Here is a 521-nt window from a genome sequence, read left to right as displayed (position 1 = left end):
CCAAGTAGCCTGCTTTGGGTATGTAGGACGAGAAAGTAGAAACCCCGCGCTAAACAGTGCGGGATTTCTTTATTTGTTCTAACCGTCTTTACTGTGTTGCCAGAGAGGTTAGCTTAGATAGGCATCACTCGGTTTCGACCGAGTTGTTTTGCTTCATAAAGCTGTTTATCGGCTTTGTTGACTAATGAATCTACGGTGTCACCAACTTCGAACTCTGCCACACCAAAAGAAGCAGTAATGCTATGAACTTGTGTGCCCGAGCGTTTATCACGTACGCGCAGCTTTTCAATCATGCGGCGTAGGGTATCTGCATATTGGCGGGCGATTCGTAGGGATTTGTTTGGCACAATTAACGCAAATTCTTCGCCGCCGAAGCGGTACGCACTCACGCCATCGCGACAGCTCTGTTGCAGTCGACGCGCGATCGCTTTCAATACTGTGTCACCAAATAGGTGCCCATAGTTATCGTTAAACGCTTTAAAGTGGTCGATATCCAGCAAGATGAGAGTCATCGCCTGATT

The 521-nt window shown here is 47.6% G+C and carries 1 protein-coding gene; it reads right to left on the bottom strand.

The genetic code is table 11. The features are described from left to right. Positions 1–113: 113 nt before the first annotated feature. A partial coding sequence (locus R7Q11_RS29270) for a GGDEF domain-containing protein (RefSeq protein WP_225467357.1) occupies positions 114–521 on the bottom strand: 408 nt, incomplete at its 5' end.

It is taken from the genome of Vibrio sp. 970 (assembly GCF_033339075.1).
Note: the sequence above shows the minus strand (reverse complement) of the source record. Positions and strands in the feature narration are given on the sequence as shown.